Origin of the sequence: Frigoribacterium sp. RIT-PI-h (assembly GCF_001297205.1) — a bacterium.
Taxonomy (GTDB): Bacteria; Actinomycetota; Actinomycetes; order Actinomycetales; family Microbacteriaceae; genus Frigoribacterium.
Map to the genome: position 1 here is coordinate 1 of NZ_LHOZ01000045.1, position 9,517 is coordinate 9,517.

Annotated in this window: 10 protein-coding genes; 5 read left to right on the forward strand and 5 right to left on the reverse strand. The window is 73.3% G+C overall.

The genetic code is table 11. From position 1 onward, the window contains the following. Window positions 1-14: 14 nt before the first annotated feature. Window positions 15-548: a MarR family transcriptional regulator gene (locus tag AEQ27_RS03840; protein WP_235450968.1), complete on the reverse strand. Its 534-nt coding sequence runs from the start codon at window positions 546-548 to the stop codon at window positions 15-17. A 103-nt stretch (window positions 549-651) separates the two neighbouring features. Here AEQ27_RS03840 and AEQ27_RS03845 point away from each other — a divergent pair, with 103 nt between their 5' ends. The 5 genes from AEQ27_RS03845 (at window position 652) to AEQ27_RS03865 (ending at window position 4,627) form a co-directional block, all read left to right on the forward strand. Further along, window positions 652-2,040, forward strand: coding sequence for a glycosyltransferase 87 family protein (locus AEQ27_RS03845; protein WP_054145462.1), 1,389 nt, complete (start codon window positions 652-654; stop codon window positions 2,038-2,040). A gap of 167 nt (window positions 2,041-2,207) precedes the next feature. After that, window positions 2,208-2,618 (forward strand): YtxH domain-containing protein, encoded by a 411-nt coding sequence (locus tag AEQ27_RS17675; RefSeq protein ID WP_161805471.1) that lies wholly within the window; start codon window positions 2,208-2,210, stop codon window positions 2,616-2,618. Further along, window positions 2,611-3,039 carry a phage holin family protein gene (locus AEQ27_RS03855; protein WP_054145463.1) on the forward strand — a complete coding sequence of 143 codons (429 nt, stop codon included), beginning with the start codon at window positions 2,611-2,613 and terminating at the stop codon, window positions 3,037-3,039. Before AEQ27_RS17675 ends, AEQ27_RS03855 begins: the two co-directional genes overlap by 8 nt. Then, on the forward strand, window positions 3,020-3,436 hold the full coding sequence (locus AEQ27_RS03860; RefSeq protein WP_054145464.1) for a DUF3618 domain-containing protein: 417 nt from the start codon (window positions 3,020-3,022) through the stop codon (window positions 3,434-3,436). Before AEQ27_RS03855 ends, AEQ27_RS03860 begins: the two co-directional genes overlap by 20 nt. 3 nt (window positions 3,437-3,439) lie before the next feature. Then, window positions 3,440-4,627 carry a YihY/virulence factor BrkB family protein gene (locus AEQ27_RS03865; protein WP_082383220.1) on the forward strand — a complete coding sequence of 396 codons (1,188 nt, stop codon included), beginning with the start codon at window positions 3,440-3,442 and terminating at the stop codon, window positions 4,625-4,627. A gap of 301 nt (window positions 4,628-4,928) precedes the next feature. Here AEQ27_RS03865 and AEQ27_RS03875 read toward each other — a convergent pair whose 3' ends face one another. From AEQ27_RS03875 to AEQ27_RS17680, 4 genes are all read right to left on the reverse strand, one after another. Then, window positions 4,929-5,726 (reverse strand): isocitrate lyase/phosphoenolpyruvate mutase family protein, encoded by a 798-nt coding sequence (locus AEQ27_RS03875; protein WP_054145466.1) that lies wholly within the window; start codon window positions 5,724-5,726, stop codon window positions 4,929-4,931. Window positions 5,727-5,778: 52 nt separating this feature from the next. Beyond that, window positions 5,779-7,827, reverse strand: a complete 2,049-nt coding sequence (locus AEQ27_RS18250) for an ATP-binding cassette domain-containing protein (protein WP_235450969.1) — start codon at window positions 7,825-7,827, stop codon at window positions 5,779-5,781. Next, window positions 7,824-8,984 (reverse strand): peptidoglycan-binding protein, encoded by a 1,161-nt coding sequence (locus AEQ27_RS03885; RefSeq protein WP_152970127.1) that lies wholly within the window; start codon window positions 8,982-8,984, stop codon window positions 7,824-7,826. The genes AEQ27_RS18250 and AEQ27_RS03885 overlap by 4 nt, the downstream gene beginning before the upstream one ends. Then, on the reverse strand, window positions 8,981-9,517 hold a 537-nt coding region (locus tag AEQ27_RS17680), incomplete at its 5' end, for a hypothetical protein (RefSeq protein WP_054145468.1). The genes AEQ27_RS03885 and AEQ27_RS17680, both read right to left, overlap by 4 nt.

Sequence of the window (9,517 nt, forward strand, 5' to 3'; positions counted from 1 at the left end):
GGCGGGCCGGACGCTCAGGGACGCCAGCCGAGGTTGAGCGCCGCCGTGCGGAGGAACCGCACGGTGGTCGCGTAGGAGCCCGGTTCGGCCCCCTGGACCGTCTCGTCGCGGATGCCCTCGACGACGTCGACCAGCCTCCGGTGCGCCAGGCTCCCGCGCTCGGTCAGGGCGTAGCGATCGTCGCCGACCCCGTCGGTCGCGAGGTCCACCCAGCCGCTCTCGACCAGCTCGGCGAGGTGGTCCGAGCTGGACTCGCCCGTGGCCGGGTCGAGGAAGGGCGCGACGGCCCCGTCGAGGGCGGCGCGGGTCGCCGGGCCGCGTTCGAGCAGGTTCAGCAGTTGCCACTGACGGCGCGTCACCCCGTGCTCGTCGAGGACCTCCTCGAAACGCCGGTCGATCAGCCCGTCCACGAGCCTCAGCCAGAAGCCGATCGGGCGCCCCCGGTCGACGGCCAGGTCGTCGTCGACGCTGCCGAGCTCGGGAGGTGCGTGCCTGTCGTCGGTCGGCGGAGTGACCTCGCCTCCGTCTGCGGAACGTCGTCGGTCCATGGACGGCACCGTACACCGGTCGGACCTCCGCCTCGAGAGGGATCTTCCGATGGATTCACCTGCCGGAAAGACAACGGCAAGGGTGCGGCCTTACATTCGAGGCGTGACCACCTCGAGCGCCGTCGCGCCTGCGCCCCTCCCCACGCGACTGCGCCGCACCTGGTCGCGCGTCCAGGCCCATCCGCGCGGCCTGCTGTACGGCTTCGTCGCCGTCCACGCCGCCGTGTTCCTCGCTCTCACGCCGCTGATGATCGGCGGCGGGGTCACCGGCGACCTGCCGCTCTACCGCCTCTGGGCGACGGGGGCCCTGAGCGACGGGGTCTGGCCCGTCCTCGATTTCTCGTGGGTCTACCCGGCCGGGGCCGTCGTGCCGATCGTGCTGCCGAACGTCTTCGGCGAACAGCACTACCAGTTCGTCTGGCTGGCGCTGCTGACCGCCCTCAACGCCGTCGCGCTCTGGCTGCTGACCGACCGCGGCCGACGCACGGTCGACAACAGGGCCGCCTGGTGGTGGCTGCTCGTGACGCTCGTTCTCAGCCCCGTCGCGTTCCTGCGGCTCGAGGGGTTCAGTGCGCCGTTGGTCGTCGCCGCCCTGATGCTGCTGTCGACGCGTCCGCGGGTGGCCGGGCTGCTGCTCGCCGCGGCGACCTGGATCAAGGTCTGGCCCGCCGCCGTCATCGCGGCGGTCGTGGTCGGGTCGCGTCACCGGGCGGTCGTGCTGCGCGGGGGCGTGCTCGTCACCATGGTCGTCGTGTCGTGCGTGTTGCTCGGCCGGGGGGCCGACGACATCACGAGCTTCGTGACGATGCAGTCGGGGCGGGCCCTGCAACTCGAGGCGACGCTCTCGACGCCCTGGCTCTGGATGGCCATGTTGCGCGTCCCCGGCGCCTCGGTCTACCAGAACGTCGCCCTCGCCACGCGCGAGGTGATGGGCCCGGGCGACACCTGGATGATCAACGAGAGCACCCAGGTCATGCTCGCGGTCCTCGTGCTCCTGGCCGGCGTGCTGGCCGTGGCCAGCTTCGGGCTGCCCCGGTGGGGTGGACCCAGGAGGCGCGGGTCGGCAACGTCCACCGACGTCGCGGCCGTCGTCTCGGCTCGAGCCCGCGGCGACGAGTTCGGCACGGTGCTGCTCGGCGCCCTGACCCTCACCCTCGCCTTCGTCGTCTTCAACAAGGTGGGCTCGCCGCAGTACCTGCTCTGGATCGTGCCGATCGTGGCCGTCGGGTACGCCTCGCGCCCCGAGGCGTTCCGGACGCCGGCCGTGTTGACCGCCTGGGCCTCGGGGCTCACGACGCTCGTCTTCCCGATCCTCTACCGATCGCTGATCGAGCTCAACCCGGTGGCCGTGCTCCTCCTCGGCGCCCGCAACGCCCTGCTCGTGGTCCTGTTCTGCTGGTGCACGGCTCGACTCGTGCGGCTGGCGGTCGCCACGGTGCGCAGCGACGCGCTCGAGCTGCGCGTCCCGCTGGTGGCGACCCGCGCCTCCTGACCGCGGCGTCGGGGCGACCCGCGCCTCCTGACCGCGGCGTCAGGGCGGCTCGTCCCCTGCGAGCCGACGGGTGGCGTCGTCCACGGTTGCCCGGCCAATCTGGGCCGCGTGCGCCGGGTCGTGCCAGCGTGGGAGGCCTACCTGCCACCACGAGCCAAGGAGCACCCATGAAAGGCAAGATCCTCTTCGTCGCAGGAGCGGCCGTCGGATACGTCCTCGGAGCCCGCGCGGGTCGCGGCGCGTACGTCAAGATCAAGGACCAGGCCGAGAGCCTGTGGGAGAACCCCACCGTCCAGAAGGGCGTGCAGCAGGCCGAGGGCTTCGTGAAGGAGAACGCTCCGATCGTCGCCAAGAAGGCGCAGGACGTCGCGAACGACGCCGCCCACGCGGTCGGCTCCAAGGCGAAGTCCGTCTCGGGCAAGGGCTCGGACGCCACCGACAAGGCCGCCGCCAAGGCGACCGAGGCGGCGCACAAGGCCGCCGACAAGGTGAACGAGAAGGCCGACGACGTCAAGAAGCAGACCTCGGGCACCAGCCCCGACGACGACAAGCTGCCGGGGGTGACGGTCGGTGAGTGACCTGAAGGCACCCGAACAGAGCACCAAACGTTCGCTCGGCTCGCTGATCGGCAGCCTGCCCGAGTTGATCTCGCGGCTGATCCGCGGCGAGATCGCACTCGCCAAGACCGAGCTCGCCACGAAGGCCAAAGAGGCCGGGGTGGGTGTCGGGTTGCTGGTCGGCGCCGCCCTGTTCGGCTTCTTCCTGCTCGCCGTGCTCATCACGGCCGGCGTCCTGGGGTTGTCGACCGTCGTCGCCCCCTGGCTCGCGGCGCTGATCGTGGCCGCCGTCTTGCTCGTCATCACGGCCGTGCTGGCGCTGCTGGGCATCAAGGCCCTCAAGAAGGGCGTGCCGCCGACCCCCGAGAAGGCCGTCGCCAGCGTGAAGGCCGACGTCAGCGCGTTGAAAGGGCAAGGCAGCTATGACTCCGAGAAGCACTGACCCGAGCGATCACGAGGACCACGCCACGGCGAAGCACGGCAAGGGCGACGAGCCCGACCCCCGTGCCGAACTCGCCGAGGCCCGTGCCGCCGAAGAGCGCACCGACGCCCACGGCAGCACGTCGCCCGACAAGGACGCCGAGAACGCCGCCGGGCCCCGTGCCGGAGCGAGCATCCCCGAGATCGAGCTCGACCTCGCCCGCACCCGTGAAGAGTTCGCCGCCACGCTCGACGCCATCGAGGACAAGTTGAGCGTCCCCGCCCACGCCCGTCGCCTCAAAGCGAGCGTGAAGCGCCGCCTCGACAGCGACCCGAAGCCCGTCGTGGCCGCCGCCGCGGCCGGCACCGTCGGCGTCGTCGCACTCGTCGCCGGCATCGTCAAGACGATCAGGCGTTGACCCGTGGCCCAGAAGAGCACCGAGCGCGAGCAGCAGTCGCCCGACGAGGACGACTCGCGCAAGCCGCAGGACCTGACGGACGTCTCCAAGCCCTCGTGGGGATACGTGCTGGGCAAGACCCTGCGCGAGTTCACCCGTGACCAGTGCACCGACCTCGCCGCCGCGCTGACGTACTACGCGGTGCTCGCGATCTTCCCGGCGTTGCTGGCGATCGTGTCGCTGCTCGGCGTCGTGGGGCAGGCGGACTCCACCGCCAAGACCCTGCTCGACCTCGTCTCGCAGTTCGGGTCCGAGGACGTCGCCGCTCTGTTGCGCGGGCCCGTCGAGCAGCTGACCCAGTCGTCGGCCGCTGGGGTCGCCCTGGTCGTCGGTGTGGCGGGTGCTCTCTGGTCGGCCTCCGGTTACGTGGGCGCCTTCGGGCGGGCCATGAACCGCGTCTACGGCATCGACGAGGGGCGTCCGATCTGGAAGCTCCGTCCGACCATGCTCGGCGTCACGGCCTTCACGGTCGTGCTCATCGTGGTCGCCGCGCTCATCCTGGTCATCAGCGGCCCCGTGGCCGAGACGGTCGGCGACCTCGTCGGTCTGGGCAGCACTGCGGTCTTCGTCTGGGACATCGCCAAGCTGCCGATCCTGGCGATCATCGCCATCGTGATCGTCGCGGTGCTCTACTACTGGGCTCCGAACGTCAAGCAGCCGAAGTTCAAGTGGATGAGCCTCGGCTCGCTCGTGGCGCTCGTCATCTGGCTGGTCGCGTCCGTGGGGTTCGCGTTCTACATCGCGAACTTCTCGAACTACAACAAGACGTACGGCTCGCTCGGTGCGGTCATCGTCTTCCTGCTGTGGCTCTGGATCACGAACAACGCCCTGCTCTTCGGGGCCGAGTTCGACGCCGAGCTCGAGCGCGGTCGCGAGCTGCAGGCCGGCCTCCGGGCCGAGCGCGACATCCTGCTGCCGCCCCGCGACACCGCCCAGAGCGAGAAGAAGGCCGCGGCCCTCGCCAAGGACGAGCTCGCCGGCATGCGCCTGCGGCAAGCGGCCGCCGCGACGATCGAGCGGAACGGCGACGAGGTGCCTGAGCCGGACGGCGAGGGCGGCTCCGAGGCGTCCGAGTCCGACCGGAAGAAAGACGAGCGTGCCGAGGGCGGACACTCGAAGGGCGACGGCTCGAAGGGCGACCGCGACGACTAGGTGACGTCCCCGCACGACGCGACCCGCGCCTCCTCGGCTCTCACGAGCTCGGGAGGCGCGGGTCGCGTCTCGTGCGGCGGCAACGGTCACCGGGTCGCGTACGCCCCGTCCGGCGTGCCGAACCCGACCTGCGCGGACGCGTTGAGCGTGCCGAACCCGACCTGCGCGGACGCGTTGAGCGTGCCGAACCCGACAACGCGGCCGCGACACGCCGCCCGACAGGGGCTGCGGACGGCGTGTCGTGCTCGGGTGGTCGCGAATTGCACACCGAGGTGGAGAGACCGTTCGTCGGAGGGGTGGGTCAGAACGAGAAGCCGAGCTCGGACGGGTAGTCGCCGCGCGCGGTGAGGGTCGTGGCGGCGTCGCGCAGGTGCGACAGCGTCAGGCCCATCGTGGTCGGGCCGAAGCTGACCCGCGAGACGCCGAGCTCGGCCAGGCGGGCGAGCGGGACGGACGACGGGTTCGAGATGACGCTGACCTTGCCGTGGATCCGGTCGAGGGCGGCCTTGACGAGGTCTTCGGTGCCCAGCCCGAGGACGAAGGCGCAGTCGGCTCCGGCGTCGAGGTAGGCGTTGGCGCGGGTGACGGCGTCGTCGAACGAGTCGGGGTCTCCGGCCAGGGAGTCGACCCGGGCGTTGATCACGATCGGCACCCCGGCACGGTCACCGGCGCGGCGGGCGGCGGCGATCTTCGAGACCTGCGTGTCGATGTCGTACAGGGGCGCCTTGGCCTGGCCGATGCTGTCCTCGATGTTGAGGCCGGCGGCACCCTCTTCGATGAGGCGGAAGACGTTGTCGAGCGTGCCGGCGGCGTCGGTCGCGTAGGCCTTCTCGAAGTCGACCGAGACCGGCAGGTCGACCGAGCGGATCACGATCCGGACGGCGGCCAGCATGTCGTCGACGTCGAGCCCTTCGCCGTCCTCCACGCCGTGGGCCTCGCTGATCGAGTGGGAGGCGGTGGCCAGGGCCTTCACACCCGGTGCGCCCGCGACGATGCGCGCGGTGATGCTGTCCCAGACGTTCGTCACGATCAGCGGGTCGCCGGGGACGTGCAGGGAGCGGAGGAGTTCGGCCTTCTCGGCCGTGCTGGAGATCGACATGCGCCCAGCCAACCAGCCCGGGCTGGCAGGCACCAGCCCGGGCCGGCTCGGATCACACCGCGGCGAGGGCCGAGGTGGGCGGGATGCGGGCGGCGCGCGAGGCCGGGTACAGACCGCTGACGCCCCCGATCGCGACCGTCGCTCCGAGGCCGCCGACCACGGCCCAGGCCGGCACGACCACCGGCCAGTCCTGGCTGAGCGCGAACGCCGTCGTGACCGCCGCCCCGAGGGCGACGCCCACCGCGCCTCCGAGCAGGGACAGCAACAGCGACTCGACCAGGAACTGGTCGCGGATGTGCCGTCGCCTGGCCCCCAGCGCACGTCGCACGCCGACCTCGGCGCGTCGTTCGAGCACGGTGATGACCATCGTGTTCGCGACGCCGATGCCGCCGACGAGCAGCGCCACCCCACCGATGCCGAGGAGCAGGCCGGTGAACGACGACTCGGAGGCCTGTCGGGCGGCCAGGGCGTCGGAGGGCCGGCTGACCACCACGGCCGAGGGTGAGGCCGGGTTCACCGTGCGGGCGAGCAGGTCGCGCACGGCCGGCACCTGTGCGGGGTCGGCCCGGGCGAACAGCTGCGTCGGACGGCCGTCCCAGCCGAACTCGGCCGCGGCGGTGGCGTTCGGGACGAACGCCGACGTGTTCAGCCCGGGTGCCAGCGGCATCGGTTCGAGCACTCCCACCACGGCGACCCAGCGTCCACCGATCCACACCCGCGTGTCGGGCCGCACCTCGTCGATGCCGAGCGTGGCGGCGGCCGTCGCGCCGAGCACGACCTGGGGGGCGGCCTCCGCCGCCGCGCCGAACCACGTGCCCGAGGCCGGTTCGGCACGGAGCACGTCGTCGAGGTCGCCGGCCACCACGTCGAGCGAGATGCCGCCCGAGGCGACGGCCGGCACCCGGTCGCTTCGGTAGACCTTCTGCCCGGGGATGCGCCCGACGCCCGCGGCCGCCTCGACGTCCGGGCGTCGTCCGAGCACGGGCACCGCGGACTCGGGCAGCGGCACGTCCGTGCCGAGGGCGCCCTGACCGGGACTGACCTGCAGCAGGCACGTGCCGCGGCCGTCGCGCACCCGGGCCAGGGCCGCCTGGCTCGACGACGAGATCCCGACGACCGCGATCATCGCCGCGATGCCGATGGCGATGCCGAGCGCCGAGAGGACCACCCGGGTCGGCCGCGTGCGCAAGCCGAAGACGCCGAGCCCGAGCAGGTCACGGGCCGAGAGGCGGCCGACGCGACCTCGGGTCGCGGCGCTCATCGGAGCGCTCCCGTCGCGGCTGCGGGTGGCGCTGCACGGGACGTCACGGCTGCGTGCGGCGCGGCGGCGGACGGATTGGTCGCGGCTGCTCCCGGGCCGCCGGGGGTGGCCGCCGCGGGCCCCCGCGCGGCCAGGCCCGTGACGTCGTCCACCTCGCCGTCGCGCCTGCGCCCCTGGCGGGGCAGCGGGGCCGCGAGGTCGAGGTCGGGCGTGATGACGACGACGGTCGTGCCCGCCGCGTTGAGGTCGGTCAGCAGCGGCAGGCCGGCCGCCCCCGACGTCGAGTCGGGGGCGCCCGGGGGTTCGCGGCGAGCGCAGGGGGGGCTCGCCGACGATCGCCCGGGCGATGGCCACGCGCTGCTTCTCGCCGCCGGCCAGCGCGGGCGGCCGGGGGTCGGCGCGGTGGCCGAGGCCCACGCGCTCGAGGGCGGCGCGGGCCCGCACCCGCCGTTCGCGTCTGGCGACGCCTGCGTAGAGCAGGCCGTCGGCGACGTTCTCGGCGGCCGTCGCCCCGGCCGCGAGGTGGAAGTGCTGGAACACGAACCCGATGTGCTCGGCCCGCAGGCGGGACAGGTCGTCGTCGCCCAGGGACGCCACGTCGTGGCCGGCGAGGCGCAGCGTGCCCGCCGTGGGTCGGTCGAGCGTGCCCATCACGTTGAGCATCGTCGACTTGCCCGAGCCGCTCGGGCCGACGACCGCGACGAACTCGCCACGCCGCACGTCGAGGTCGATGCCGCGCAGGGCGGCCAGCTCGCCGTAGACCTTCGTCACGCCCCGCAGTTCGAGGACGGTCTCGGGCGCACCGCCGGGCAGGCCGCCGCCGCGCAGGGTCCCGCTCACGAGGGCACCACGACCTCGTCGCCCTCGGCCAGGCCCTCACCCGACACCTCGACGCGCCCCTGCGCGAAGAAGCCCGTCGTGACGGGGACGAGATCGGTCGAGCCGTCGTCCTGCACGACCTCGACGGTGTAGCCGTCCGTCCCGGCGAGCAGGGCGGTCACCGGTACCGACAGGACGCCGTCGCGGCGTTCACCGTCCACGACGAGGTCCACCCGGGTCGAGGTGGACGTCCCCTCGGGCGGGGCGGTCTCGAGGCCGACGGTGACCGTCACCCCGTCGTCGCCACCGTTCGCCGATTCGTCGCCCGCCCCTCCGGACGGCTCGCCGATCGACCGCACCGTGCCGGGGACCTCGCTGCCATCGGGCAGCGCCACCTGGACGGGCACCCCGCCCTGGAACCGGACGAGGTCCGCCGCCGAGACCGACGCCGTGGCCACGAGGGTCGTCGACGTGTAGCCGTAGACGGGCTCGCCGGCCGGGTCGCCCACGCGTCCGGTGACCTCGGCGACGCGGACGTCGCCGGGGACGAACGCGACGTCGCGGGCACCGAGGACTCCGGTGCGCTCGCGGCCGCGGTCCTTCTGCCACCGCGTCACGGCGGCTCGGGTGCGGGCGTCGAAGCGGTCGTCGTCGGCGACGTCGTAGCCGAGTGCGCGGAGGTTGTCCTTCAGCTGGTCGACGTCCGCCCCGCGCAGACCCTGCTCGAGGTCGCGCCAGAGCGGGACGCCGCCGTGCATGGCCCGAACCTCGCGTTCGTCGACCGAGTAGAGCACGCCGTCACGACCGATCACGTCGCCGAAGGAGGGCAGGCCGGTGACCACGCCCCCGCCCGCGGCGTCGCCTGTCCGCTCGCCGGCCGCACCCGCGCCTCCGCTCGTGGCGCTCCGCAGCGGGACGGGCGTGCCGTAGCCGAGGGTGGCGGGGATGCGCTTGCCGTCGACGAGGTCGCCGAGGACGACGGGCGTCGTCGGGCGGGCGGCCGCGGCCTGGGGGGCGTCGGGGGCGCCGGCCTCGGCGTCGCCGGCCGGCGAGCAGCCGGCCAGGGTGCCCGCGCAGAGGGCTGCGGTCCCCACGGCGACCGCGGCAGGACGCAGGGGGCGCGCCGGCCGTCGGTGCGTCGCGCGCGTCATCCGGGTGGACGCCTCACGGAGCGTCATTCGCCGGACCCGGTCGCGTTCGGACCGAACTCGTTGCTGCAGGCGAAGAAGGCCTCCTGCTCGGGAGACGCGCCGGACGTCGACAGCTGCACGCCGGGGAAGTCGCCGTCGACGGGGTCGGGGAAGTCCTCGAAGCCCTTCTCGCGGACGCACTCGGCGACCTTCAGCTGGCTCTGCTGCCACTCGGCGACCTCGGCGTCGGAGGGCTCCTGCGACCCGCCACCCTGCGCCTCGGGCAGCTTCGACCGGCAGGCGTCGAAGTCCTCGGCGTAGCGGTCGGGGTCGGCGCCCTCCGGCGGAGCGACCACCACGCCCTTGCTGAGGTCGGGGTCGGGGACGTTGTAGCCGGCGTCACGGAGGCACTCTCCGAGCTGCGACGAGGCACTCGCGGTGCCCGCGACGGACGGACTGCTCGTCGAGCCCGGTGCGTCGGTCGTGCTGCAGCCGGCGAGCAGGGCGGGCAGGAGGACGGCCGTCGCGGCCAGGGCCGAGCCGAAGCAGCGGCGCGACGGGGTGCGGCGGCGGGTGGGGGT

Excerpts from the sequence above, each read along its gene's own strand:
- AEQ27_RS03840 (WP_235450968.1), bottom strand. The coding sequence starts at position 548 with ATGGACCGACGACGTTCCGCAGACGGAGGCGAGGTCACTCCGCCGACC.
- AEQ27_RS17675 (WP_161805471.1), top strand. The coding sequence starts at position 2,208 with ATGAAAGGCAAGATCCTCTTCGTCGCAGGAGCGGCCGTCGGATACGTC.
- AEQ27_RS03860 (WP_054145464.1), top strand. The coding sequence starts at position 3,020 with ATGACTCCGAGAAGCACTGACCCGAGCGATCACGAGGACCACGCCACG.
- AEQ27_RS03875 (WP_054145466.1), bottom strand. The coding sequence starts at position 5,726 with ATGTCGATCTCCAGCACGGCCGAGAAGGCCGAACTCCTCCGCTCCCTG.
- AEQ27_RS03885 (WP_152970127.1), bottom strand. The coding sequence starts at position 8,984 with ATGACGCTCCGTGAGGCGTCCACCCGGATGACGCGCGCGACGCACCGA.